Source organism: Rhizobium sp. 62_C5_N11_2 (genome assembly GCF_051811185.1).
Classification (GTDB): domain Bacteria; phylum Pseudomonadota; class Alphaproteobacteria; order Rhizobiales; family Rhizobiaceae; genus Rhizobium; species Rhizobium leguminosarum.
The window spans coordinates 1-25,386 of sequence record NZ_JBPWPW010000006.1; the positions used below are offsets into that span (position 1 = coordinate 1).

Consider the following 25,386-nt stretch of genomic DNA (forward strand, 5'->3'; position numbering starts at 1 on the left):
GGTGCTCTCCCGGGAGAATAGTCAGTTTGAGCAGATCGTGACGGCAGTCGAGGACGCTTTCGGTCGCATGCCCGCCGGGCAGGTGTTCGAGGACTATGAATCGCTTCGCATCGACGTGAACGGCGACCCCTGCGGTCAAGGGATCGAGACAGGCATTGTCACTGAGGAATCCGCCACGCTCTATTGGGAGCGGGTCCGCGCCCACGGATACCTCGATTTCGCGATGATCCTCTATTATTCATGGAAGATCCTCGATCAGCACCCGTTCGTCGCACGAGGCATCGCGTGCCGCTTTGCCTGGCTACTTATAGACGAGTTTCAGGACACCACTGATATCCAGATCGCCATCTTCGGCGCACTCCGAGATTTCCTCCACACGCGCTTCTTTCTCGTCGGTGACCAAAATCAGTCGATCATGCGCTTCGCAGGTGCTCGTCCCGAACTCGCTGATCAGTTTGGAGATCAGATTAACGCGCACCGCGACACAACCTTGACCGGCAACTTCCGATGCGGACCGGCGATTGTCGGCACTGCATCGACACTGATCCCGACCGTCCCGGGGATGCAGTCGGCGGGCGATGCTGCCCAAGTCGCGGCGCAAGTGAACTACGTTCATGTCGCCCGGCCGATTGACGCCATCACTGACTACTTTCTGCCCGCCTTGCAGGATGCCGGCATCCCGCTCGGTAAGGCAGCAATTCTGGCGCCATGGTGGACGCATCTTATCCCCGTCGCCCGTGCCCTCCGGGAATTGGACGTGCCAGTCTTCGGTCCGGGCGCACGGCCCTATCGACGTCGGCGACTGCTTGCCGGACTCGCCGAGCAGCTCGGAGCCTGTGCCGAGGCTGGCAACTACCTCGGGCTCCCAGGTGTCGAGCGGGCTCTGTTTCGGCTCATCGGCGACCTCACAGGAGAGTCGCGCTACGACATGTTCAGCTATCAGGGACGTCGTGTGGCGCTCAGCCTGATCTATCTCGCTCGTGGACTTGCTGACCAACATCCCGGCGGCGTCGCTTGGCTGCGCGCCATGGCCCACGAGGCAGGTCACTATCTCGAAAACGAGGAATTGTTGCCGGGCGGTGCCAAACAAACGCTAATCGATTCCGCCGAAGAAATGTTGTCCGACATGCGGGCCAGCAAGGTCGATCTCGCGAATCTGCTGATCTCCGATTTGGGTCTTTTCGCCAATCCTGAGCATGCGCTCAAGCTAATAACGCTGCACAATTCTAAGGGACGCGAATTTGATGCTGTTGCCCTGATCTGTATGAACAATGGTAGTATCCCGCATTTTTCGACCTCGACGCAGGAGGCGTATGACGAATCTCGACGATTGTTCTATGTTGGCCTTACCCGTGCCAAGCGCATCTTACTCGTCGTGTCCGATCAGTCCCATTGGAGAAACAGACCGACCCCCTTCATCGCCGAAGCCGGCCTTGGATGAGACGAGATAAAAGCTCCTTTTTGTTCAGCAGCGTTTTGCATTCCTCCATCAATCGCTCTAGGGAAACCCCAGTGAATCCGCAGCAAGAAGAACTCGTGAGACAGGCATTTGCGGATCTCCGCACGATAAGCTTGCTGTCCTCCTCCCCAGACGAAACAAACCTGACTGACGTACTTGATGCCGGAGGGGTGGAGCACGGGTTTATTGATTATGTCGCTGGAACGGCCACAGGCTACTCGCGGTCTGGTCTCGCCGCGCTCGCAGAACTCGCGCAGATTTACCGTTCGACCGACCCGAGCCGAAGCCTACAAGCCAGCAGCGCGACATTGGCAAAACTTTTAGCTGCAACAATAGCAAAGCTCTGGCTGGAGCATGGTAATAGCATACCCGCGCTGGATGATTTCATCGCTTTGGATGGAAAGGTCGACGAGTGGTTTTTATCCCTCACTCACACACGATTGCATGCGGTTCCCTGCATTATTTCCCCATATCCGGCACCCTCATTTGACATCGGGCCGGTCCATTTCTCCACATGGCACGATTTCCCTACGGACCGCTTCGGCGTCACGCGAGAGGAATTTTGGGGCATAGGCTCATCGGGAAGCGAGCGCGAGGTTGGTGGTTTGCATTTCGGCGATCTCATGAAAATGGCTCATGGGCGCTCTGCTGGCTGGGTGGCGATCGTCGAAATAAGTGGGAAAGCTGAACAAGAGTCTAAAGCAATGGCTGATATTGCTGTCGACATAGCGCTTGGCGCACTCAAAGCTGTCGCTCCTGGGCTTGAGATACGAAATATCTGTCGAGCTACGTCTTCCACTCCTCCATTGTGGCGAGCCGACGTCTGGTCGGATGGATCATACACACGGAACGGTGTTTCCAATTTTGAACCCGCAAAGGTGATAGCTCCCGCTGCCTTTGCCGACGTCCTAGGCGTGCAGGTTCGCCGGTCTCTCGATGTGGTTGGGCGTAGGCTTGAAGAATACCTAGGCGCATCCGGCAGCTTTCCTCTTCTCGTCGAAAGCTGGGCGAATGCAGCATTTTGGTTCAACCAAGCCGTTGCCGAGGCACTCGATACGGTAGCCGTCTTCAAGCTTGAGACGACAATAGAAGTGTTATTTCGGTCGGAAGACATGGCAGGCAGCAAACGCCGTCTGAAGGAAAGTTTTGAAGCGTTCTTTGGACTTACGGGGTCGCACCAGTACCCAGGCAGCGTACTTACCGTTGACCAATTCATCCTTAACATCACGACGGCACGATCGCGTGTTGCCCACGGGACTTGGCCCACGATCAATACCGACCTGCCAGGGTATAGAAAGCAAAAGCCGATTGACCGCCGCGAATTGGAAATGATCGCCGGTCAACTTCTTGTTCGGTTCGCTCATTTCTTGGAGCTATATGGCGCTGCGTGCGAGACGTCGGACTCCACGGATACCTTCTTTGGATGGATCAAGGTCAACCGATAGCAACCGCAAATCCATGCGCGACTAACCCGGAAAAGGTCTCTGAAAATCCTTACTTGATTTTTCGCGAGTATGTGCAGGTTGAGCGCTTATCCGAGCCAGATCTTCATATTGGTGGGACTGAGGTAAAAAGCCTGAAATTTCATTGGCCTCCAATCGCAATAGCGTGGCCGCAGGTTCGAACTGGTTCAAGGCGTGCATCGGTGGTTTTCGCAATGGCGGCTGAAACAATGCCGAACGAAGGCTCTGATCCTCATTGAGCCGTGACATCACTCTCGCCTTGCCTGAAAGCTGTGATCGGCTGACCAAGCCATGCTGGTAAGTGGAACGAGCGCACAATTGCGGTAAGATGTTTCGTTTCCGGTTCTTGAGGTCCAATGTCTGAAGTCGATTGGTTAAGCCATCTCCTGCAAATCGTCACGGTAACCGGTCAGCTCGAGGTGCGCTGTGCCTATGGTGCGCCGTGGCGTCTGACGTGGAGCCGGGCGGCGGCGAACGAAATTCCCTACCACGTCATCGTCAAGGGCCGGGCCATCTTCGAGGATCCGGAGACGCGAACGGCGAGGGAGCTGGTGAGCGGGGATATCGTGCTGCTTCCTCACGGCGCGGCGCACGTGCTTCACGACGGTAGCGGACAAACGCCAATCCCCACCCAGCAGCGCAAAGGCTCTGCCGGATGGATGTTGAGCGAGAACGACAGTCAGGGCGAGCAACTCGATTTGTTGTGTGGGCGATTTTTCATTGCACCGCCCCACGATCGGCTGATCCGCAATTACCTGCCTACGAACCTTGTGGCGCGAACGGGAGACGACGTCGGAAAAGACGGTATCGGATCGGCTGCCGATCAACTGGCCAGCCTGGTGGGACTGATGCGGATGGAGTCTGCCGGCGACCGCGCAGGAGGGCGCGCAGTTCTCAACGCCCTTTCTTCGGCCCTGTTCACGCTGGTGCTGCGAGCGGCGAGCGAATCCGACAAAGCTCCCGAAGGCTTGTTAGCCCTGGCCGGCCACCCGCGATTGGCTCCGGCAATTGCCGCCATGCTCGCCGATCCGGCCCAGCCATGGAAACTGCCCGATCTGGCGGACTTGTGTGGCATGTCACGCGCCACATTCATGCGGCACTTTCAGGACAGGTTGGGTTGCTCCGCGCTCGACCTGTTGACCGATCTCCGCATGAGTTTGGCCGCCAACGAGCTAAAGAAGCCAGCAATCAGCACCGAGGCTGTGGCCGAAACGGTCGGTTATCAATCTGTCTCGGCATTCCGTCGTGTATTTACTGAGAGAATGGGAATGACCCCCGGGGAATGGCGCCGACAAGCGCATGCCGGGCGGGCGCGTTCCGAGGAGTGATCCTTTCGCGCATTATATTGAGGTAATCCAGCCTCGATATTCTCACTGACGACCGTAAATTAGGCTCCGTAATCACTTGATGAGGGAGCCACCCAATGAACTACATCAGCAACGCAGCCAACGAACTGACGCCGACGAACGCCGTCATCGAAACCATCCTGAGCCGTAGTGCTGCCAAGTACTATGACCGCGCCGCCACCCTGAGCGACGATGAGATCCGCGACCTGGTGCGGATCGGCACGTCCGCACCGACATCGTTCCACCTGCAGAACTGGCGGTTTATCGCCGTCCGTACGCCTGACGCCAAGGCACGGCTCCATCCGATCGCCTGGAAGCAGCCCGCGATCCTCGACGCCGCCGTCACCTTCATCATCATTGGCCAGTTGGCCGATGCCAGCACGATCCCCGAGCGCCTGGCGCCGGTCGTGGAAGCCGGCATCATGCCGGCCCATCTGGTGCCGGAATGGGAAATCCCCGCCCGCGGCCTGTATGACGACCAGCCGCAGCGCCAGCGCGACGAGGCGGTGCGCTCCGCTACCTTCGGCAGCGCCGCAATCATCTATGCCGCCCGTTCGCTCGGCCTGGGTTCGACACCGATGATCGGCTTCGACGCAGAGGCCGTGCATCGCGAATTCGGCCTGGCCGAAGACGAAATCCCGGTGATGCTGCTGACCGTCGGGCCGGAGCGGGCCGGCAACTGGCCGCAGAAGCCGCGCATGCCGGTGGCCGACGTCCTGTCCTTCGCCTGATTACCAATCCAATCAAGAAATAGGAGATTACAATGTCCAGAACCGTTGTTCTGACGCCGGAACAGGTGCCGGCTGAATCGAAACAGACGCTCGACACGTTCACCAGTAACATCGGGTTCACGCCCAACATGATGGCGGCTTTCGCGCAGAGCCCCATTGCGTTCAACGCCTGGGCCACCCTGCTCGGCTCCCTGAGCAAGGCGCTCGACGTAAAGACACGCGACAGCATCGGCCTTGCCGTCTCGGAGGTGAACGGGTGTAATTACTGCCTGACTGTTCACAGCTTCACCGCTGAACATATGGCTAAACTGCCGGCCGATGACATCATTCTCGCGCGCAAGGGTCATGCTACCGACCCGAAGCGGGACGCCGCCGTCCAGTTTGCACGCAAGGTCGTCGAGACCCGCGGGCAAGTCAGCGACGCCGACCTGAAAGAGGTCCGGGATGTCGGCTACACCGACGCCAACATCATCGAGATCATCGCACTGGTGGCGATGTATTCGCTGACGAACTTCTTCAACAACGTCTTCGATCCCGAGAAGGACTTCCCTCTCGTCACTCCGGCTGGCTCGATCTGAGCCTTCGACTGCGCAACCTTTTGAAGCTTTGGGATCATTGACATGAATATTCTCCATATCGATAGCAGCCCGAGCCTGGGATCGCACAGCCGTCAGCTTTCGGCGGCGATCATCGAAAAGCTTCTTGAGGTTGCGCCTGGCGCGAACATCATTCGACGTGACCTGGGGGCTGAACCCCTGCCGCAAACCGAAGCCCTCTACGCCGTTGCGTTGGCGTCGCCGGCAACGTTGGCCGCCCCGCCGACGGGTTCTCTTGATCTTTCCGAAGCGCTTATTCGGGAAGTCGAAGCGGCCGACGTGATTGTCATCGGAACGCCGATGCACAATTTGACGATACCCTCGGTCCTCAAGGCGTGGATCGATCAGATCCTGCGTGTCGGCCGCACAATGAAGTCGACGCCATCAGGGAAGGTGGGAATGCTCCGGGACCGACCGGTCTATATCGGCGTGGCTTCCGGTGGCTTCTTCACCGGTGAGCGAGCCAACCAGCCGGATTTTCTCACACCCTATCTGTCGCTGGCACTCAGCTCCATTGGGCTGAAAACGCAACAATTTCTCCCGCTTCAAGGGACCGCCTTCCTGGATCGGAGCCAGGCGCCGTTAGCGAGGGACAAAGCCCTCGCCGCTCTCGACCTGACCGCCGCTGAGCATTTTCGAGAATTCCACGTTCGTCCTGCGGTGCTTACGAGCGCTGGCAGACCGTTTCGCGATCCCCTCTGCTCAGGAGAGCGTCGCCAGCAGCATTCGGACCGCGCGCCGCAGGTTCTTGGCACGCCCGCATCTTAACCTCCGGCCGCCGCCGGACCGTGAACATGAGGTCTCGTTATGATTTTACCTACCAATACGTTTCCCCAAATCGGCGACAGGATCACAGCCAAATCAGCACCGCCTGATGACAGCGCCGTCCGCGAATGGATCGGAGCAGAAGCGTTCGGCCATTGGACCGAACTGCGGGCCTGGATTGACGAATTCTATCCGGGAGTTTTCGCGCCGGATTGGCTCTACGGCGGCAAGAACTGCGGTTGGTCCTTGCGCTATAAGAAAACGAAGGCGTTTACCACCCTGGTGCCGGAATACCGTCGGTTTTCGGCTGTCGTGGTCATGGGTGGAGTAGAGCGTGAGAAGTTCGAGGAGCGGCGTTATGTCTGGCGCCCGCAGCTGGTCAAGCTTTACGATGAAGCCAAAACATATATCGACGGAAAATGGCTGACGCTTGCCATCTCATCGGCAGACGATCTGCATGATGTGGTGGACCTTCTGACGATGAAGCGCCCGCCACTGCCGCGCAGTTGAAGCGGGAATAAGCCGGGCTAGCCCGCGGCATCATACAGCAATTCGACAAGATCTTCGCGAAAGACGTCGAACCGATAACGAGTTGGGCGAGAGATCGAAAAGACCTTCCGCGCCTGCAATTATCCAACCAACAAATATCCGAGGAGACAATTCCCATGAAAGCGATCGTAGTGACCGACCAGGCTGCGGGAACAGCCGGAATGACGCTGGTGGAGCGACCCAAGCCACAGGCAGCGATAAACGACGTCGTCGTTGAGGTCCATGCTGCGGGTTTCGTCAATACCGAACTGGATTGGCCTTCGACCTGGACCGATCGGACCTTTCGCGATCGGACGCCATCGATCCTCGGCCATGAGCTGGCCGGTGTGGTCACCGCGCTGGGCTATGGCACCACGGGACTGTCGATCGGACAGCGGGTGTTCGGCCTGTCCGACTGGTATCGCGACGGCACACTCGCTGAGTACGTCGCGATGGAGTCCCGCAACCTCGCGCCGCTGCCGGGCGACGTCGACTTCACGGTGGGCGCGAGCCTGCCGATATCTGGCCTGACCGCATGGCAGGGACTGTTTCAACATGGCTGCCTTCAAGCCGGGCAGAGCGTCCTCGCACAGGGCGCGGCTGGCGCCGTCGGCTCGATCGTGACGCAGCTTGCGCGGGAAGCCGGCGCCTATGTCATCGGTACCGGACGCGCCGCTGACCGCCAGAAGGCTCTGGACTTCGGTGCACATGAGTTCGTCGATCTCGGAAACGATAGGTTGGAAGACGTCGGCGGGGTCGATCTGGTGTTCGACGTTATCGGCGGCGACATACAGAAACGGTCTGCGGCGCTGATCCGGGCCGGGGGAACGCTCGTGACAGCAGTCGGACCGACGGATATTCGGCCTTTGGATGGCCTGACGGTTGACTTCGTCGTCGAGGCCGATCGTGCCCAGCTATTTGAGATCGTTGAGCGCGTCCGGGACGGAAGATTGCGGACGAACATCGGCAAGGTTTCAAGCCTAGAGGATGCTGTCGCCACCTTCAATTCGACGGAGCGGCGTGCGGGAAAGACCGTCATTCGCGTCCTTCCGTGAGCACCCCATGGGCACTCCTTGGAAGGGGTTCCTCCAGGGAGTGCGCATGGGCACCCAAGCTTCGCATACTGCCTTAGCATGCGCCTTCATTCCGGGCGTTCGGGCGGTGTTGGCGATACCCTAGGCGCTGCCGTTCTTCATCGTTTCCGCGGATGACCAGTTCGGGTGGAATTCCGACTGGCGGCAAGCGGGGATTGGTGGTGCTTATGACCTTGAAACTGGGTGAAACCGGTGGCCCACGCGCAACAGGGGAGGCGGAAACCGCCTCGGTCAGTAGAAGCTGTGAATAAATCGGGCAAATTTCGTCTTCCGATTGTGTAGAGAGCGCTCCTGCAGCATAGTGAGGCATGGCCCTAGACGACACAGTAAAGACCCGGATTTCCAACGAAATAGTGCGCCTGGAAGAGGATTGCTCCCACTCGGGTAAAGCGCACTTCAACGCCAGCTCCCGTTGGAACAAGCTCAATTACTGGTTTGGTATTCCGTCGGTCATCATCAGCGCCGTGATCGGAACCGCTTTTTTTAAGGACTACGCTCTTCCGGCAGGCATCGGGTCAGCCGCCGTGACCGTTTTGACAGCTTTGGTTACTTTCCTAAAACCCGCGGAAAAGGCAACGGAGCACAAGAACTCCGGTGATCAATACCTAGCTCTTAAAAACGATGCCCGCGTCTTCCGCGAACTCACGCTCCAACAGGCCACTGATGAAGGGGCAGTGATGGAAAGCCTGGTAGGTTTGACGACACGGCGCAACGAACTGAATCAGGCCAGCAGCATGTTCTCGGATAACGATTTCCAAAAAGCTCGCGCGGGTGTCAACGCAGGCGAGGCCCTCCATGCGGTCGATAAGCAATAGCCATGTCAGTCAATTCCTATTTTCAAGAACGAGCTTCGTCTGCGGTTTTGTCCGAGAAAGAGCGGGGAAGCATCACAACTTCCATCAGCACTCTAAGCAGCCGGCTCAACAACTATTTCACGCTTGCGGGAGATGGGTTGAAGACGCATTTCCGCTTCGGGTCATCGATGCGCGGAACCATTCTTCCCCGCCGTGATGATCCCAATTCTGACATCGACTACATGGTAGCCTTCGAGAAAGATGGCCTGCAGCCGCAAAGCTATCTGGATCGCCTCAGGCGTTTTGTGGAAAAGGCGTATGCTTCATCCGAAGTCTATCAGTCCAGCCCAACGATCGTCCTTGAGCTGAACCACATTAAGTTCGAATTGGTCCCGGCTCTCTTCGCATGGTCCACGACCTACAAAATCCCAAACGGGCCGCAGGGCTGGCAGTATTCCGATCCCAGCGACTTCAACGCCACGTTGGAAGAAAAGAATAAAAACAATGGGTATCTGATCAAGCCCACGATCCGCTTGGCAAAAATCTGGAATGCGGCCAACGGATACGTTTTCGATTCCTACTTATTTGAGAAATGGATTTGCAATCTATCGTTCTGGTTTGCGGTCAACCAACGGGATCATCTTTTCGCGGTGTTCGATAACCTCACCGCCAATGAAACAACGGCATGGCGCAACGAGAAGATAACCCGGGCTAAGAACCTGGTGAGGGACATTAAAAGTGACGAGGCGAACGGATACCCCTATCGGCAGAAGCCAAAGCCAAGAAGCTGATTCCGGAATGATCCGGTAGTCTACACGAACGCAGATAGGGGATCGCCTCGGCAATCAACGTGGGTTCGACCCAGATAACATCGGCGCTTCCGGAATAGGGCAGGGGCGGCTCTTTCGCTTCCATCGCAGCGTGTTGAGCATCTTCCGCAAGCTGATGATCTCGGCTTGGTTGAAGCCCGTGCCGACGCTTCCGACGTGGACGAGATCATCACCACGATACGCGGCGAGCGCCAAAGAGCCGAAGCCGGGCGGGGACGCTGCCGACTTCTCACAACCGACAAGGAAGAAGGCCTCGCTCTGGATGCATTTGACTTTTACCCAATCGCCGGTCAGGGCCGGTCGAGGTGCTTGCCGACGATGCCTTAACGACTCCATTGCTCGTGGGTTGGTCGCCGTGATTATGTCCTGCATCTGACCGCCGTGCAGATCTGCGACGAATGCCTGGCACCATGACGGCCTGCAGAGAAACACCTCCACCTCTTCTGGCGACGTTCGAAGACGCGCTTGCGAAATTGCCCGAAGACTATGTTGCCGGATATTTTGGTGATCGATCATGGGGCGTGACCGTCACGCGGTCGCAGGATGGCAAACGGACCTGCCGCTACGGCGAGGAGCTTGGCGGAACCGATATCGTCAGCTTCAACCTTTATCGATTGGCTGGACCGGGGTCGATCCTAAAGCCGTGCGAAATGTCCTCCGCCAAGGTGATCGAATTCGTTCCCGGTTTCGAGCCCAGCAGAGAGAAGGCTGCGTCTCCACCATAATGGCCCGAAAAATGAGCACAGGGTCTATATTGCATTGCAGCAAGTGCATGGCTGCACTGCGATCTGAGCGCTGGCGGTCGGGACAGCCTCTGATATCTTCAGCCCAACGAAGCAATGCACCTCCTCCCGCAGAGCTTCGTGTTTCAGGCGACCCACTCCTCCTCCCAAGGGGAGCCTGACGGAACTGCGGCACTCCTCCTCCCAGCCGTTGTTCAATTGTTTGAAAAAGCCTGCCGCACCTCCTCCCGCGGCAGGCTTTTTCGTTTTCCGATACATTCAAGCTCTGGGTTCAGGCGTCAAAGCAGATTGCCCTGTTCCACCACCTCTCCGGATTTCGAAACGATCGTGGATCCGTACGGTTCGCGGGACGAGATGATCAGCGCGTCATTAGGTAACGGCTGGGCCAGTTCCTTGGCCTCTTCCCATGGCCCCCGCATCCAGGTGTCGGTCTCTTCCTTCGTCAGCAACAGGACGGGCATCGCCTTCTCATGGATCGCCTTTACCAGGTCGTTGGGATCGGTGGTCAGAAATCCATAGAGGTCGTCGGTGGTCAGGCCGTCCCTTACCTTTCGGACACTCTGCCATTGCGGCACATGAATGCCGGCAAAGAACATCAGCGGCTTACTTTCGTCGCGGGCGAACCAGGCATTGGGCACGTTTCCGCCATCCTCCTGGCTGGCCGGATCTGGCTCGGCGAAGCTGGTAACCGGGACAAGGCATCTGTTTTCGACACCGAACCATCGCTTCCAGTGCGGAAAATTGAGCTTGCGCACATTGGTCGTGCCGCGGTCAGCCTCCATGCGGATCAGCTTTTCGAGGTCGAACGGCTTGCCTTTCGCCGCAAGTTTCTCGGCCTTGGCTTTGGCGGCCTTCTCGAGCGCGAAGCGCGGCGAGGGCAGTCCCCAGCACGCATGGACCAGTTGCTTCTTCCCGTCGGCGGTGTTGCGGACGATCGGCCCCATCTGATCGGGGTTCATCTGGTAGGCCGGCATCAGGTTGATCAGGCTTTCAGCGTCCTGCGCCTACTTCGCGACCCAGTCCTTGTCTTCCATGCGATAAAGATTGCACATTGCAGGTATTTACTCCGCTTGAGCTCGGATGGCGGACAATCTAACGCGTGGCGCCGGTTTCGCTAGCCGAGCCGGAAGACATCGGCATTGTCTTGGCGTTCTCGCAAGCCTTTGTACGACGGATGACGGAGTTTCCCGTCTGACGTCCAGGCGCGAAACTCGATCTCCGCGGATTTATCCGCAGGTGCGTGAGTTGACCGAGGACGAACAGGCCGAGCTATCTGCCCTTGGCAAGAGCTATGATGCGCTTCAGGCCCAGATTGAGGCTTATGCCGAGGGTGATCCTGCACTGGCTGACGACGAGGCGCGGCTGGCCGAGATCGAGCGCAGCATCGACGGCATCCAGAACGCGCTCAAGAATTACGACCCGCTGGAAATGGCGCTGGCCGGGTGCATCGTCACCATCGACCATGCCGGTAGCCTGCAAGTCAGTCGGGGCCATGTAAACCCTGATGACCGGGCCGCGCTGGACCGGTTGCGGCAGGGAGAGGTGGACACGAACGGGGCAGGGGTGGACGAAGTGCCCGCCGCGACGGACGATACCTATTCCGCCGCTTTGGTCGAGGAACTGACCGCCATCCGCACGGCGGCGATGCGGGTGGAGCTTGCTAACCGACCCGATATCGCGCTTGCTGCGCTACTGCATCCGCTGGTCGCCAGCGTGTTCTACACCGGCCCGGCGTCATATCGGGCGGAGTTTCCTGTGGAGGTCAGCGGCCAGCGCCGTGACCTTGCCTCGTCGATCAAGGAGCCGGGTAAGGCCCGCGCCCTTGGTGATTGGTCGGCCATCAGGGAGACGTGGGGCGACCACCTGCCGGGACAGCCCGCCGAACTATGGGCGTGGTTGCTGGAACAGCCGACGACGCGGCTGCTCGACCTGCTGGCATTCGTCACAGCCGCCAATCTCAACGCGGTAAAGGTCAAGCATGACCAGAGCCGGGGGCGCCTCGAACAGGTCGAGCAGATCGCTAACGCCCTTGGACTCAACATGCGGGCTTACTGGACACCGGATGCGTCATTTCTCGGTCGTCTGACGAAGTCGGGCATCGCCGAGGTTCTAGGTGAGGCTGGATGCGCAACGGATGCGGTGGGGGCAATTGAAAAGGCTTCAAAAGCCGAGGCGGTCGTCGGGGCCGAAAACTTGCTGAATGGAACCAGCTGGTTGCCTGGATTGCTGCGGACAGCCGGTGGCGAGGTGTCGGATAAGGTAGTCGTGTAGGCTCGCAGTGGCAACGACCAGGCCCGGACAGCTATGCCCGGGCTATTTTGGCATTTCAGGTTACTGGATCGGCGCGGGAACCTTCCGGGCTGGTTGAAAAGCCTCACGGCGCGCATGCCTTCCGAAGGCCCAACACCATGGCAAGGAGGAACAGGCCTCCCGCGAGAATGAGTTGGAAAATCCCCGATGATGATCGATTGCTCGAATCGCGAAGCAATCTGGTCCGGCGCAAGGCCGTCTTCCGCCAACCGCTGATGAACCTTTGTTGCGAAACCGAGAAGAGGAAGTATGAGTCACGCTGACAAACTATAAAATAGTGGTCGTTCTATACTTTCAGTTCAATTACCATGTGTGTTACTTTTTTTACAACGTAGCCGCAATTCTCTGTTCTTTTAACATAAAGAAATGCCACATTTTGAAAAAAAAGATCTTAAGATCTGTCCTCGGTGTGCCTACGTTGAAGCTCTGTTTCAACTATGCAAAAATATGCAACCGCCCCCCTTGCGTTATTTGAAAAACAATGAAAAAAATAAACTTAAAGTAGGATTCTTTAAATTTTAGGCAGACGTGATGAGTAAGCTATATACGATTTCGCTAACATTTTTTTGTGCAAGTCCACGTCAAAATAGCCGGATTAGCTGGCAATTCCAATGCTTTATGATGAAATTTACTTAGTGGTATTCCGAGCCGACCAGTTCCACCAATCCGAACCGTATTGAAGCCGCATTCGCTACTTGTAGCAGAGTTAGTGTCGGTTTTATTTTCCATCCGTAGGAGCCGGAAACATGAAGCGCATGGTTGCTGCTGCCGTGGCTACTTTGGTTTTTTTTCCGTCTGTTTGTCTTCCAGCAGATAGATGGGCGGAGAAGCTTTTTCCCGATCCGAAAGAATGTGCCTTTAGTGAGGGAAGCATATATTACGATGTAGACCAGCAAAAAATAATTATTACTGCCGATCTGTCGCCGGATGTAAAAAATCGTTTGCAGGATATTGGGAAAAAGGCATCCACAAGTTGCAAGGCTAAGGACGAGCCGCGCTCCCTAGTTATTGAATCCGGGGGAGAGTTCTTTGGGAGCAAATTTCAAAGCTTCAGCGTCCCAATTTATGGCCTCGCAGGCGGGGGATGTATGTCGGATTTACTTTACGAGTTCTCCTTCAACGTGAAAGCAGAAGCCTTGCGCAAAAACATCCTGGAGCGCACCGGCAAAAATCTCAGCATAGTTCCCGCGACAGGTTCTCCGCCGGGACAGACGGATGACGATGGTGACGGCTGGATCACCGATTATGGAAGCCGCAGTTCCTATATTTGTAGCATGGTGGAGTTCTGAGATGTCGGATTTGGATAGACTATTGCCTACCCCTAACCTGGAAGGTGTTCCCTACAGGCCAGGCAGCCCTTTCGGCGAAAGCTCAGGCTTCGGTGCCCGCACGCTGTTCGGAAAGCCGAATTTTCATCCTGGAATGGATTTCAGGGCGCCTAAAGGAACTGAAATTCCCGCTGCGGCCGGCGGAACAGTGTTCTTTAATGGCGAATTAACTGGCTACGGAAACGTAGTGGTTCTAGAACATGTAATAGGCGGAATTGGCGTCTATACACTTTATGGTCATATGGTGGAAAAGTCCCCTTTAGAAAAAGGAGCTTCCGTTTCTGCTGGCCAAACCATTGGGCATGTTGGGAGTACCGGGCTATCGACTGGTCCGCACCTTCACTTTGAAGTCATCCCGATTAGCCCAAATTCACTTCGCAAAGGTCACCAAATCTACCATCCGGGCGAGTTCCGATTTCCGGTCGTTCCTGGACAAGTTGGATCGCCCGGTCCGCAATCGGCTCCGACACCGGCCCAATTGGCACCAGCGCCTGCGCCGCCGCAATTGGCTCCGTCACCTGATCCGAGTGATAAACTTCCAAGTATAGGTCCATTGCTGCCAGAGAGGCCGATGAACACTGCTCCAGGAGCGATCCCGATGCCGGCGGCTGAGGCGCCGACGCCAATCAGCCCGATCAGTTTGAAGTCGCTGTCCGCCCCTTCACCTCTAACTTCCGTAGCTCCACTCACGCCTGCATCACTGTCGGATTTTCGGAATTTCTGGGACGCCTCTTCCTATCGCGAGGGCGGCGGATATTCGGGATCGTCTGGTCGCGGTGGATCCGCCGATATCTACGACGGCTACAGTGGGTCATACGGCGTCTCATCGTGGGGCGGCGGATCTTTTTCGGGCGGATCTTCTTCGGGCGGATCGTCCGGAGGTGGCGGTCGTCAATCAGGTAGTTATGCATCTACACCACAGCATGGTCCAACGCCCAGTTCGCGTCCAAACAATTACTCAGAGTGGAATGGGCCAGACGAAGGAGTTCGGGCAAACAACGCCAGCGCTGTGCGAGGAGGCGGGTCCAGCGGCGGCGGGGGAGGCGGGTCCAGCGGCGGCAGGGGAGCGATTGATCCGAATGGACCCAGCAACTCAAAGGGGCCCAAGGGAACCAACAACGGAACAAACCCGAACAAGGGGAATAATCCTGGAAGTCTCCGAGATTCGTTAGGAGCTGGAGCATGGGGCCCTGTTCTACTCGATATTTCGGGCAATGGCCTGAATGTCGAATCTCTCGATTCTTCGTCGCGGTTCATCGATCTCGATGGAAGCGGCTATCAGTTTAGAACTGCATGGGCCACGCAGGGCACCGGCGTTCTCATCATAGACGCAAACGGCGACGGGAAGATCAGCCAATCGAACGAATTCGCCTTCACCGAATGGGATTCCTCGGCGACGAGCGACCTTGAAGCGTTGAAGCACGTCTTCGACACCAACGGCAACGGCAGGTTGGACGCCGGCGACGCGCAATGGTCGAAATTCCGGGTGGACATCAACGGTCAGTTGGTGACATTGGATAACCTCGGCATCACCTCGATCGACCTGACGCCAAAGGGCGGTGGTCAGACGTTTACTGATGGCTCAGCAATAACGGGAACGACCACCTTCACGCGTGCGGACGGCACGACGGGAACCGTTGGTGATGCACTGTTGGTTAGCGATAATGCCGGATACGTCATCAGGACGACCGGCGTGACGAAGGCCGACAGCTCGGTCGAGAAGACGATCCTCGCCTATAACGAGGACGGCAGCCTCGCCTTCCGCAATGTGGTGACGACGAGCGCCGATGGCCGCAGCGTCCAGACGCAGTTCGACGATGACGGCAACGGCACATTCGACCGTTCGCAGACCAATGTACTCGCCGTCGATGCTGCCGGCGTCCAGACAAAGACCGTCTCAAACTTCAATGCCGACGGATCGCTTTCGGACCGCACCACGACGGTCACCAGCGCCGATCGCCTGACTGTGACGACGACGCTCGACCAGGATGGTGACGGTATTGTCGATCAACGCCAGATTTACGAGAAGCTGACAAACGGTTCGACCACGACGACCACGGAGCAGCTCAGCGTCAACGGGACGCTCCTGAAAAAGACGATGGTCGAATCGACTGCGGACGGTTTGACTAAGAAGACCAGCCTCGATGTCGACGGCAACAACGTTTACGACGATATCGTCACCGAGACGACCACTGTCGCGGCGGATGGCAGCCGCACCAAAACAGTGATCGATCGCGCCAACAACAACAAAGTTCTATCAGAGGTCGACACAACAACCAGCGCCGACGGCCGCACCATCACAATCTCGGTCGATGCGGACGGCAACGGACCCCGCGAAACCAAAACTGTCACCACATCCACCACGGCAGCATCGGGCGACGTAACGCTCGTCACTTCGACCTACAATACCAATGCATCCTCCATAGTGCGTTCAAAAACGACAACGGTCACCACCGCCAACGGATTGTCGACGACCGTCAATAGCGATGTGAACGCCGATGGCGTCATCGATTTCACCGATACCGATATCACGGTGATCGACGCCACCAACCGGACGCAGACGGTCCAGCATCGCACAAAGACCGGTATCGCCGGTACGCTGCTGTCGCAGACGGTCACGAAGACTAGCCTCGACGGCAAGTCGATCACGATCACCGAGGATGCGAACGGCGACACCAACACCGACAGCCTGACCACGATTGTGATCGACACGGACGGGAAGACGACCAATACGGTCAGCACACTGAACTCCGACGGTTCGCTGGTTAGCAAGACCATCACCGAAACATTGGCCGGTGGTCTGTCGAAGACGACGAGCATCGACGTGAATGGCGATACCGTCAACGATCTCGTCGTGACGGATGTCATCACCAACGGCACCAATGGCGGCCGCACCGAAACAGTGACGTTGAAAAACGCCAACGGCACGGTGATCGGCAAGACTGTCACGGACACATCCGCCGACAGCCTGACGCAGTATGTCAAGACCGACGCCAATGGCGACGGTGTCTTCGAAGATACGACGAAAAGCGTCATCGTTCTTGACGCCACCGGCGCGCGAAAGGAAACGGTGAGGAGCACGAGCGCCAACGGAACGCTCAAGACTCAGATCGTCACCGATGTTAGCGTCGATCGCAGGAACACCACCATCGTGACCGACGCTGATGGCGACGGCCACACCGATACGCGCCGGGTCGAGACGGTCTCGGTCAGCGGGAATGTCAACATCTGGGAGCGGCAATACGCTGCGGATGCATCGACGATCAGCACGACAATCACCGACATCACCGGCAATGGCCTGACCAAGACCGTATCGGCTGATTTGAACCACGATGGCGTCGGCGACCGGATAACCAGCGAGCAGGCCGTGCTCAATGCCGATGGAAGCAAGACTGAGACGATTTCTGTCACGAGCAGCGATGCCACGCGCCTCAACAAGAAGACGATCGTCACCAGCGGCAACGGCATGTCGATCACGACAAGCGAGTACATCAACGCCGACGAGGTGGTCGATGCCAAGACGACCGATGTGACGACATTCGACACCTATGGGCTGCAGTTCCAGACTGTATCAGATTATCGGGGAACATCGCTCGTAGGAACAACCAAAGTCACGACCAACCTCAACGGCCTTTCCGGATCGACCGACTACGATCTTGACGGCGACGGCACGGTCAATCAGACCTTGTCGTGGAAGAAAACGCCGCTCGATCCGGCCGGATCGGTCACCACAACCGAAACGGTCAAGGCAACCGACGCTGCCGCCACACTGATTTCGCAGAGGATCACCACGGTCAGCGCCGATCAGAATACGACGACGATCAGCTCCAAGATCGATGCCGACGCCATTGTCGACCGCGTGGAAACGATAACGATCGGCAGTGATGGATGGACGACTAACGAGATCCAGCAATTCAAGGGCGAAAACGCGGTCGAAACCAAAGCGAAGTTTACGACGTCGGATGATGGTCTGTCGAAGACATGGAAATCCGATCTCGACGGTGTCGATGGTTTCGAACTCGTCACCACAGATGACACGGTGCTGAATGCCGACGGCAGCCGCACCGAAACGATCTCGAAGACGGGCATTGGCACGACGACAGCGAATGTCAGCGCCAGCGGTTTGAGCAAGACGGCGATCTGGGCCGATGCCAGTGGTACGACCATTCGCTCGAGCAGCGACGTCACGGTCCTCAACGCCGATGGCGGCTCGACGGAGACGCTGTCCTACTTCAAGGCGGATGGCTCGCTGGAAAGCAAGACCATCGCCACGGTCGCAGCTCATGGTCTTACGACTACGGTCACCACCGATGTCGACGGCGATAACATCATCGATAAAAAATCGGTCACGACGAAGCAGGTTGACGGCAAGATAGTCCAGGTCCTCAGCGACTTGGGCGCCAACAATCTGGTTAAGGCTTCAAAGACCGTCACGACGTATGCCGACGACCTGACGCAGACTGTCGAATACGACAGCAATGGCGACGGCACGGTCGACAAGAAGACGACCCGCGCGACTGTTCTGAAAGCGAATGGCAGCACGACGACCACGACGAAGGATATCGTCGCCGGCGTCACCAAGAGCATTACGCTGACCGAAGTGTCCGGAGACGGCCTGACCGTTACCACCAAGTGGGATACGGCCGGCACCGGTGGCGGCACCACCTTCGACAAGAGCCGGACCGACGTCACCGTCCTCAACGCCAATGGCTCGACGACGCGGACGATCAGCAACCTGACCGGCACGACGCTGACCAGCCGCACTCTCGTCACGTCAAGCGCCAACGGCCTGTCCATCACCACCCAGATCGATCCGACGGGTGCCGGCACCTACAGCCAGACGGCGACCGATGTCACTGTCTTGAATGCCAATGGCACCAAGACCAGGACGGTAGAAAGCAAGAAGGCCGATAGTTCGCTGATCTCCAAGACCATCACCACGACAAGCGCGAATGGCCTGATCATAACATCCAGCCAGGAGCGTCCGGGCTTTGGCAACCAGACGGTAATCGACACGACCACGGTGCTGGCGGACGGCGCTGTTCGCGAGATCGTCGAGACAAAGGATAGCGCCGGCGCCTTGATCGGCAAGATCGTCACCCTTACCAGCGCCGACAAGCTGACCGTCACCGTCGACCGCGACGGCAACGGCGACGGCATCGTCGATCAGCGTCAGGAGACGGTCACCGCCAATTCCGGCATCCAGACATCGGTGACCACCGACTTCAAGGCCGATGGAACGGTCAAAGATAAATCGACCGTCGTCGTATCCGCCGACGGCCGCCTGACGACCACCACCTGGGATCTCGACGGCAATGGCACGATCGACCGTCAGCGGGTCACGAATTTCAGCGCCAATGCCGACGGCAGCAGCACGACCGTGGTATCGGACACGGATCTGCTGGGTGGCACCTTGGCCGCAAATACGACGAGCCAGACCTCTGCGGATGGCAGGGTGAGGACGACGTCGAAGGATATCAACGGCGACGCAACGGTCGATCAGGCTGAAACCGTCACCATCGATTCCACGGGCGCATCGGTCTCCGTTGTCACGAACAATGCCACGGCGCGATTGGTTTCGAACCTGATGCCGGGCGGCGTCTATTGGACCCAGGCGATCGCGGCGAAGATCGAGACGACTACGTCAGCGGATGGCCGCACCAAGATCGCCAAATACGACTATGACGGCAACGGCGTCTACGAGACCGTCATGCAGTCGACCATTCAAGTCGACGGCTCTATCGTCACGGCGGTAACCGAAACCAACGCCAGTGGCACGGTGACGGCAAAGGGCACGATCTCGACCAGCGCCGATGGCCTGATCACCAAGCTGTCGAAGGATGCGGGCAATAACGGCACCATCGATCACACCGAGACGGCGGTGATGCATGCCGACGGCTCGATTACCCTGACCAAGATCGATCTCAACGCCAGCGGCGCAATGACGCAGACAATCGTTGTTCAAGTTACCGCGCTCGGCTCGCTTTCCTCCAGCCTTACGACGGACTCGCTCGGACGCAAGACCGCTGAGACCATCGTCGCGGCCGATGGAAGCTCCGTGACGACGACCTATGACGGGGCGAGCGGCCAGACGCTGAGTGTTGCCAATGCAAATAAGGCCGGCTTGCTGACAACCGTCACGTTCTACGATCCGCTAAATGCGAGCACATCGACAAGGATCGAGCAGCAATACGACGCCGCTGGCAGGAAGACGCTCGAAACACAGATCAACGACGACGGATCGCGGATCGAGATCGCCTTTGATCCATCGAATACTGCCGCGTGGTCTCAGGTCCAACAGAACTACAACGCGGCAGGGCAGCTGACGTATAGGCTCGAAACGGCCGACGACGGAACGAAGACTGCCTCCGACGTTGCGGGCAACCTGTCATGGTCGACGATCAAGCAATCTTATGACACTGCGAATAGGCTGGTTGGGGTTGATCAAACCAATGATGACGGCACGCGCTATGTCGCCAGCTACGATCCCGCCAATGCGGTGGCATGGTCTCGCATCGACTATTCCTACAATGCTAGCAATGAACTCACGGTTCAGAACATCTATTACGACAACGGCGACACGCGCTATTATGCGTGGGACCGGGCAACCGCAAACTGGTCATCCCGTCTCGTGATCCAGAACAGCGCCGGGCAGACGACTTACGAAGAAACGACCTTCGATATTGGTCAAACGGACAAGACGACTTATGACGTCGGTAACGCCGGTAACTGGAGATATTACACCGATTCATACTCGGCGTCGGGCGCTCTTATGCAAACGTTCACGCAAATGGACGAGTCAAAGAAGTGGATGTACACCTACCGCGACTATCTGGGGGACAAGTCTTGGACCACGGACATCATCCGATTTGACAGGTATGGGGTCAAAACTAGTGGCGATACGTATTTCGATGACGGCACCCGCATAGAATACGAGTACCACTCCGATCGGGGTGGCACGCTGGATTGGTGGAAGAAATATAATGCCCAAGGGCAAGTCATCCAAACATATTACGCCAATTCTCCGATCCTCTTGGACCTGAATGCCGACAGCCATGTCGATCTTCGGCCACTCGACTCGCTCGCCACATCGGTGGGCTTCGACTGGGATGGCGATGGCCTCGCAGATGAAACAGCCTGGGTTGGCCCTCAAGACGGCTTCCTAGCAATCGATCTCGGTGCGGATGGAACGGCCGGCGCCGATGGGCAGATCGACCAGGCGCGGGAGCTGGCGTTCAGTCTTTGGAACGACAGTGCGACCTCCGACCTTGACGGTCTCCGTCGTGCCTTCGACACGAACCACGACAACGTCCTTGACTTGAACGACGATCGTTGGAGCGAGTTCCGGGTCTGGCGCGACCTCAACCAGAATGGCGTCAGCGACGCCGGTGAACTGCAGACGATGACCGATGCCGGCATCCGATTGATCAACCTGATACCGAGCAGCGATGGGGCGCAATCCTTCGCCGATGGCTCTATGATCACCGGCACCAGCTCTTATCAAACGGTTGATGGCACGAACCAATACTTGGTTGGTGACGCAATTCTCGCCTCGCGGTCAAGCCAAGCGGCAAATGCCGTGTAACAAGATGCCCCACTTCGTGTCGGCGCCTATTGGCGCCGGCATCCTCTCACTTTCTTGATCCCCACATGACCGAAATCCAGACAGCATCCGACCCTGACGCGGCGGAGGCAGAGACCAGAGACGATCCCAGACCATTACCGGAAGCAGCAATCGCCGACAGCGGACTGGCGGCGATCTGCGCTGTTGCCGGCTATTTCAGGATCGCATCGCGTCCGGAAACATTGAGCCGTGAGCTTGCGCTGACCGCGCCCGCTTCGCGCGACGACCTGCTTCGAGCGGCGAAGATCATCGGCCTGAAGGCCCGCACCATCCGGACAGATAACGCCAAACGGTTGACAACGCTTCCGGCACCGGCGCTTGCGACATTGAAGGACGGCACCTTCGCAGTCTTCGCCGGCGCGGCCGCCGAGGGTCGTTATCGGCTGATCAATCCGATCGATTTTTCCGCGCGCAATATCGACGCCGAGGAGCTTCTCGCTTTGACCTCGGGCGAGTTCATCCTCGTCCAGCGCCGGTTCGCCGGCCCCGGCGCCTCACAGCAGAATTTCGGGTTCCGCTGGTTCCTGCCGGCGATCTGGCGCTATCGGCGTGCCTTCGGCCATGTGTTGATCGCCTCCCTCGTCATCCAGATCTTTGCGCTGGTGACGCCGCTGTTCTTCCAGGTCGTCGTCGACAAGGTTTTAGCGCATCGCAGCTATTCGACGCTGATCGTGCTCGTCGTTGGCCTCGCCGCCGTCGGGCTGTTCGATGTCGTTCTGCAGTATCTCAGAACCTATGCGCTGTCGCACACGACCAACCGCATCGATGTCGAGCTCGGCCGCCGTCTGTTCCGGCATCTGCTAAACCTGCCGCTCAGCTATTTCGAGACCCGTGCCACCGGCCAGACGGTCGCAAGGATTCGCGAGCTCGAAACCATCCGCAATTTCCTGACGGGTCAGGGCCTGTTCTCTGGCCTCGATCTGATATTCACCGTCATCTTCATCTTCGTGCTGTTTTCCTATTCCTGGAAGCTCGCCTGGATCGTCGTCGCCTCCATTCCCTTTTACATGGCGATCGGTTTTCTGATCCGCCCCTTCCTCAAGGAGCGGATCGACGAGAAGTTCGAGCGCGGCGCCTTCAGCCAGCAGTTGCTTGTCGAGACCGTCGTCGGCATCCAGACGCTGAAGGCATCGGCGGTCGAGCCGGTGGTCTCCTCGCAATGGGAAGAGCGGTTGGCTGCCTATGTGCGCTCGTCGTTCCTGGCGACCATGCTGGCGGCGAAGGGTCAGAATGCCATCCAGTACGTCAACAAGATCACATCGGCTGCGCTGCTGCTCTTCGGCGCACAGGCGGTCATCGATGGCGAACTGAGCGTCGGCGCTCTGGTCGCCTTCAACATGATCGCCGGACAGGTCTCACAGCCGATCCTGCGCCTGTCGCAGCTTTGGCAGGATTTCCAGCAGGTGCAGGTCTCCATCGCCAGGCTCTCGGATATTCTCAATGCCCCGCAGGAGCCGCGGCCGAGCGTTGCCGTCAGCCTGCCGCCGCCAAAGGGCGCGATCGGCTTCAAGGCGGTGAACTTCCGCTATTCGCCCGATGGCCAGGACGTGCTTAAGGACATCAATTTTTCGATCCGGCCGGGCGAAGTCATCGGCATCGTCGGCCCCTCCGGCTCGGGAAAGTCGACGTTGACCAAGCTGGTGCAGCGCTTCTATATCCCGAACAACGGCCAGGTCTTCGTCGACGGGCAGGATATCGCTCAGGTCGACCCGGCCTGGCTGCGATCGAATATCGGCGTCGTGCTTCAGGAAAACATGCTGTTCAACCGGACGATCCACGACAATATCTGCATGGTCAATCCGGCCATGTCGCGGGCCGCCGCGATTCAGATGGCGCGACTGTCCGGCGCCGACGAGTTCATCGCCAAGCTGCCGCGCGGCTACGACACGCTCATCGAGGAGCGCGGCGCCAATCTTTCCGGCGGCCAACGGCAGCGCCTGGCCATTGCACGAGCGCTTGCCACCAATCCGCCGATCCTCATCCTCGACGAAGCGACGAGCGCGCTCGACTATGAGAGCGAACGCATCATTCTCGGCAATATGCGCGAGATCGTCCGCGGCCGCACGGTCATCATCATCGCCCATCGGCTGGCGACCGTAAGGCAATGCAACCGCATCATCGGCATGAAGGACGGGCGCATCGTCGAGGAAGGAACACACGAGACGCTGCTTGCCCGTCCGAACGGGCTCTATGCCCATCTGTGGCAATTGCAGACGGGGCCAATCCAGTCATGAACCAGACCGTCCAACCTCCCCGGCTTCCGCCGAAGCCACAGAAACGATTGCAGGTGGACAACGAGTTCCTGCCGGCCGCGCTCGAGATTCTGGAAACCCCGGCTTCTCCGATCCGCACGGCGCTCATCTGGTTCATCTGCGTGCTCACCGCCAGCGCACTGATCTGGAGCTATGTCGGCAGGTTCGATATCGTGGCGACAGCCCAGGGCAAGATCCAGCCGACCGGACGCGTCAAGGTGATCCAATCGATCGAGGTCGGTAAGACGATCGCGGTCCCGGTCGCAAACGGCGCCAAGGTGGAAGCGGGAGACATTCTCGTCGAGCTTGACCCGACCGAAGCCCGGGTCGAAGTCGACACGCTTTCCACCAGCCTCGCGGCACTGCGGGCAGAAGTCGCAAGGCGTGGCGCGGCATTAAAGCAAGTCAACGCTTGGCAACGTGGCGATCTATGGAGCGGAACGCGAAGGATTGAGATCGTCCCGGAATTCGCCGATTCCATCCCCGCGGAGATCCGCACGCGCGAGGAACTGCTCTATACGTCCGATCTCGAGCAGCTCGCCTCGACCCTCGACAGTCTTGCCGCCCAACGCAATCAGCAATTCGCCGCGGTGAAAAGATATACCGAGATGGTTGCCGCCCAGCAGGCACTGGTGGCAACGCTTGCAGATCGTGTCACCATGCGCTCCAACCTGGTCGATCTCAGCGCCGGCTCGAGATCCGGTGTCATCGATGCCGTCGAGATCAGGCAGAAGGAAGAGGCAACGCTTGCCGAGCAGATCGGTCAGCGGGCGGAGGCGGAGACAGCGATCGTTACGGCAGCGAGCGAAGGCCTGAAAGCCATCAAGACCTTCGTCGCCGACAATGCTCAGAAGCAGGCGGCAGCATCACGAGAGATCGACGAGAAGGAACAGCAGCTGGTCAAGGCGGCCAAGCGGCTGGAGTCGATGACAATCAAAAGCCCGATCAACGGCATCGTCCAGACATCCGCCATCACCACGGTCGGCCAGGTGGTGACCGCGGGCGCCGAACTGATGCGCATCGTCCCGGACGATGCTTCGCTGGAGATCGAAGCCTATCTGCCGAACCGGGACATCGGCTTCGTCGCGCCGGGACAACCCGCCGTCATCAAGATCGAAGCCTTCCCCTTCACCCGCTATGGCATCCTCAACGGCAAGGTCACCCGCGTCGCGACCGACGCCATTCCGGAGCCGGATGCGCAGCAGCTCGAAGGCCAGCCGGCCAAGGAGCTGCAGAGCGTGATCCCGATCGGCAATGCGCAACGCGTCCAGAACCTGGTCTTCCCGGTCACCATCAAGCCGGATGTCGCAAGCATCGACATCGATGGAACGAGCGTGGCGCTTTCGCCCGGTATGTCGGTCACCGTCGAGGTCAAGACCGGTAGCCGGCGCATCCTCGAATATCTCTACTCGCCATTGGCTGAAATCAGTTCCGAGGCAATGCAGGAGCGGTAGGGCCTGCAATGTGAGGCAGTGCGAGGAGCCGCCGCTGGCAATAGCACGTTCCCGATTATCAAGATGGGT

At 58.2% G+C, this 25,386-nt stretch carries 18 protein-coding genes and 3 pseudogenes; 17 read left to right on the forward strand and 4 right to left on the reverse strand.

The features are described from left to right. The 10 genes from AB8B31_RS34725 to AB8B31_RS34770 form a co-directional block, all read left to right on the forward strand. Positions 1-1,441, forward strand: a 1,441-nt coding sequence (locus AB8B31_RS34725; RefSeq protein ID WP_439007671.1) for a UvrD-helicase domain-containing protein, incomplete at its 5' end; no start/stop codon positions are given. Between the two features lie 71 nt (positions 1,442-1,512). After that, positions 1,513-2,904, forward strand: a complete 1,392-nt coding sequence (locus AB8B31_RS34730; protein WP_439007672.1) for a hypothetical protein — start codon at positions 1,513-1,515, stop codon at positions 2,902-2,904. A gap of 374 nt (positions 2,905-3,278) precedes the next feature. After that, positions 3,279-4,250 (forward strand): cupin domain-containing protein, encoded by a 972-nt coding sequence (locus tag AB8B31_RS34735; protein ID WP_439007673.1) that lies wholly within the window; start codon positions 3,279-3,281, stop codon positions 4,248-4,250. 95 nt (positions 4,251-4,345) lie between these two features. Beyond that, positions 4,346-4,999 carry a nitroreductase family protein gene (locus AB8B31_RS34740; protein WP_439007674.1) on the forward strand — a complete coding sequence of 218 codons (654 nt, stop codon included), beginning with the start codon at positions 4,346-4,348 and terminating at the stop codon, positions 4,997-4,999. A gap of 32 nt (positions 5,000-5,031) precedes the next feature. Further along, positions 5,032-5,577 (forward strand): carboxymuconolactone decarboxylase family protein, encoded by a 546-nt coding sequence (locus tag AB8B31_RS34745; protein ID WP_439007675.1) that lies wholly within the window; start codon positions 5,032-5,034, stop codon positions 5,575-5,577. Positions 5,578-5,619: 42 nt separating this feature from the next. Next, positions 5,620-6,363 (forward strand): FMN-dependent NADH-azoreductase, encoded by a 744-nt coding sequence (locus tag AB8B31_RS34750; RefSeq protein ID WP_439007676.1) that lies wholly within the window; start codon positions 5,620-5,622, stop codon positions 6,361-6,363. 39 nt (positions 6,364-6,402) lie between these two features. Beyond that, positions 6,403-6,870, forward strand: coding sequence for a DUF3788 domain-containing protein (locus tag AB8B31_RS34755; RefSeq protein WP_439007677.1), 468 nt, complete (start codon positions 6,403-6,405; stop codon positions 6,868-6,870). Positions 6,871-7,025: 155 nt separating this feature from the next. Next, on the forward strand, positions 7,026-7,943 hold the full coding sequence (locus AB8B31_RS34760) for an NADP-dependent oxidoreductase (RefSeq protein ID WP_439007678.1): 918 nt from the start codon (positions 7,026-7,028) through the stop codon (positions 7,941-7,943). Positions 7,944-8,290: 347 nt separating this feature from the next. After that, a complete protein-coding gene (locus tag AB8B31_RS34765; protein ID WP_439007679.1) occupies positions 8,291-8,797 on the forward strand; it encodes an SLATT domain-containing protein in 507 nt (168 codons plus the stop codon). A 2-nt stretch (positions 8,798-8,799) separates the two neighbouring features. Further along, entirely contained in the window at positions 8,800-9,567 is a 768-nt protein-coding gene (locus tag AB8B31_RS34770; protein WP_439007680.1) for an SMODS domain-containing nucleotidyltransferase, read from the forward strand. A gap of 46 nt (positions 9,568-9,613) precedes the next feature. Here AB8B31_RS34770 and AB8B31_RS34775 read toward each other — a convergent pair. Further along, positions 9,614-9,929 (reverse strand): annotated as a pseudogene (locus AB8B31_RS34775) (non-homologous end-joining DNA ligase); the annotation flags it as partial. A 75-nt stretch (positions 9,930-10,004) separates the two neighbouring features. Between AB8B31_RS34775 and AB8B31_RS34780 the strand changes: the two are divergent. Further along, positions 10,005-10,331 carry a hypothetical protein gene (locus tag AB8B31_RS34780; protein WP_439007681.1) on the forward strand — a complete coding sequence of 109 codons (327 nt, stop codon included), beginning with the start codon at positions 10,005-10,007 and terminating at the stop codon, positions 10,329-10,331. Between the two features lie 296 nt (positions 10,332-10,627). Here AB8B31_RS34780 and AB8B31_RS34785 read toward each other — a convergent pair whose 3' ends face one another. From AB8B31_RS34785 to AB8B31_RS34795, 3 genes and pseudogenes are all read right to left on the reverse strand, one after another. Further along, positions 10,628-11,323: an SOS response-associated peptidase family protein gene (locus tag AB8B31_RS34785; RefSeq protein ID WP_439007682.1), complete on the reverse strand. Its 696-nt coding sequence runs from the start codon at positions 11,321-11,323 to the stop codon at positions 10,628-10,630. Between the two features lie 140 nt (positions 11,324-11,463). After that, a pseudogene (locus tag AB8B31_RS34790) lies at positions 11,464-11,571 on the reverse strand (hypothetical protein); the annotation flags it as partial. 47 nt (positions 11,572-11,618) lie between these two features. Beyond that, positions 11,619-11,843 carry a hypothetical protein gene (locus tag AB8B31_RS34795; protein WP_439007683.1) on the reverse strand — a complete coding sequence of 75 codons (225 nt, stop codon included), beginning with the start codon at positions 11,841-11,843 and terminating at the stop codon, positions 11,619-11,621. 48 nt (positions 11,844-11,891) lie between these two features. On the opposite strand from AB8B31_RS34795, the gene AB8B31_RS34800 reads away from it, so the two are divergent. The 6 genes and pseudogenes from AB8B31_RS34800 to AB8B31_RS34825 all read left to right on the forward strand — a co-directional run bounded on the left by AB8B31_RS34800 (position 11,892) and on the right by AB8B31_RS34825 (position 25,317). After that, the gene (locus tag AB8B31_RS34800) at positions 11,892-12,620 is read left to right on the forward strand and encodes a hypothetical protein (protein ID WP_439007684.1); all 729 of its coding nucleotides are present in this window, start codon (positions 11,892-11,894) and stop codon (positions 12,618-12,620) included. Between the two features lie 785 nt (positions 12,621-13,405). After that, positions 13,406-13,948 carry a hypothetical protein gene (locus tag AB8B31_RS34805; RefSeq protein WP_439007685.1) on the forward strand — a complete coding sequence of 181 codons (543 nt, stop codon included), beginning with the start codon at positions 13,406-13,408 and terminating at the stop codon, positions 13,946-13,948. A gap of 133 nt (positions 13,949-14,081) precedes the next feature. Then, positions 14,082-14,330: pseudogene (locus tag AB8B31_RS34810) on the forward strand (M23 family metallopeptidase); the annotation flags it as partial. A gap of 861 nt (positions 14,331-15,191) precedes the next feature. Further along, complete coding sequence (locus AB8B31_RS34815; protein ID WP_439007742.1) at positions 15,192-21,572, forward strand: beta strand repeat-containing protein; 6,381 nt, start codon at positions 15,192-15,194, stop codon at positions 21,570-21,572. A 65-nt stretch (positions 21,573-21,637) separates the two neighbouring features. Then, positions 21,638-23,845, forward strand: a complete 2,208-nt coding sequence (locus AB8B31_RS34820) for a type I secretion system permease/ATPase (RefSeq protein WP_439007686.1) — start codon at positions 21,638-21,640, stop codon at positions 23,843-23,845. Then, positions 23,842-25,317 carry an HlyD family type I secretion periplasmic adaptor subunit gene (locus AB8B31_RS34825; RefSeq protein WP_439007687.1) on the forward strand — a complete coding sequence of 492 codons (1,476 nt, stop codon included), beginning with the start codon at positions 23,842-23,844 and terminating at the stop codon, positions 25,315-25,317. Before AB8B31_RS34820 ends, AB8B31_RS34825 begins: the two co-directional genes overlap by 4 nt. Positions 25,318-25,386 lie beyond the last annotated feature (69 nt).

Coding starts and splice junctions, on each gene's coding strand:
- AB8B31_RS34785 (WP_439007682.1), bottom strand. CDS start 11,323: ATGCCGGCCTACCAGATGAACCCCGATCAGATGGGGCCGATCGTCCGC.
- AB8B31_RS34805 (WP_439007685.1), top strand. CDS start 13,406: ATGAAGCGCATGGTTGCTGCTGCCGTGGCTACTTTGGTTTTTTTTCCG.
- AB8B31_RS34825 (WP_439007687.1), top strand. CDS start 23,842: ATGAACCAGACCGTCCAACCTCCCCGGCTTCCGCCGAAGCCACAGAAA.
- AB8B31_RS34735 (WP_439007673.1), top strand. CDS start 3,279: ATGTCTGAAGTCGATTGGTTAAGCCATCTCCTGCAAATCGTCACGGTA.
- AB8B31_RS34820 (WP_439007686.1), top strand. CDS start 21,638: ATGACCGAAATCCAGACAGCATCCGACCCTGACGCGGCGGAGGCAGAG.
- AB8B31_RS34780 (WP_439007681.1), top strand. CDS start 10,005: ATGCCTGGCACCATGACGGCCTGCAGAGAAACACCTCCACCTCTTCTG.
- AB8B31_RS34750 (WP_439007676.1), top strand. CDS start 5,620: ATGAATATTCTCCATATCGATAGCAGCCCGAGCCTGGGATCGCACAGC.
- AB8B31_RS34745 (WP_439007675.1), top strand. CDS start 5,032: ATGTCCAGAACCGTTGTTCTGACGCCGGAACAGGTGCCGGCTGAATCG.
- AB8B31_RS34755 (WP_439007677.1), top strand. CDS start 6,403: ATGATTTTACCTACCAATACGTTTCCCCAAATCGGCGACAGGATCACA.
- AB8B31_RS34770 (WP_439007680.1), top strand. CDS start 8,800: ATGTCAGTCAATTCCTATTTTCAAGAACGAGCTTCGTCTGCGGTTTTG.
- AB8B31_RS34765 (WP_439007679.1), top strand. CDS start 8,291: ATGGCCCTAGACGACACAGTAAAGACCCGGATTTCCAACGAAATAGTG.
- AB8B31_RS34740 (WP_439007674.1), top strand. CDS start 4,346: ATGAACTACATCAGCAACGCAGCCAACGAACTGACGCCGACGAACGCC.
- AB8B31_RS34795 (WP_439007683.1), bottom strand. CDS start 11,843: ATGGCCCCGACTGACTTGCAGGCTACCGGCATGGTCGATGGTGACGAT.
- AB8B31_RS34760 (WP_439007678.1), top strand. CDS start 7,026: ATGAAAGCGATCGTAGTGACCGACCAGGCTGCGGGAACAGCCGGAATG.